Annotated in this window: 1 pseudogene; it reads right to left on the reverse strand. The window is 66.4% G+C overall.

The annotated features are described in order from the left end of the window. Positions 1 to 596 (reverse strand): annotated as a pseudogene (locus tag PQR40_RS39010) (adhesin); the annotation flags it as partial.

A 596-nucleotide genomic window follows, 5' to 3' on the forward strand; every position in this document is an offset into this window, starting at 1 on the left:
CGTGGTCGCCGCGGCCGTACCCCCGGTGAGATCAAATGTCCCAGTGTGCGGTGGCGCTGTGGTCGAACCGGCGCCGAGCGCGACGTCGCCCGCGTTCGAAGCCGTTGCCTGTGCACCGAGCGCCATGGCGTTGGACGCGCTCGCCTGCGCCCCGGTGCCTGCCGCAAAGCTGTCCGCTGCACTGGCTACCGCCTGGGGACCAATAGCGATGCTGTCGGTCCCCGTTGCCTGACTGTCCGCTAGCGTAGAGTCAGCATGGAAGTACTTGATGCCCGCGCCGTTGTTGATGTCCGTTATGGCAGTCGTATTCGCGCTCACCTGCTGGTTGGTCGCGAACAGCTGTGAACCATTGACGGCATCTGTCGAGCTCGAACTGAGTTGCCCTGCAGCTACATTCGTGACCTGCCGTGTCGCACCCGCCGACCCAACACTCACCACGCCTGCCGGCGTCGCGCCAGCAAACGTGTAGCTCGTGCCACCGATCGTCGCACCCGCAGTCGGCACGGCTGCCGCAGTTACCGTCGAGCCCTGCCCCAGTGCGACGTTGCTGCCCGTCACGCCGGCCACCACACTGGCTCCTTGCCCGAGCACCGTCG

The sequence above is a fragment of the Paraburkholderia sediminicola genome, assembly GCF_046026855.1.
Classification (GTDB): Bacteria; Pseudomonadota; Gammaproteobacteria; order Burkholderiales; family Burkholderiaceae; genus Paraburkholderia; species Paraburkholderia sediminicola_A.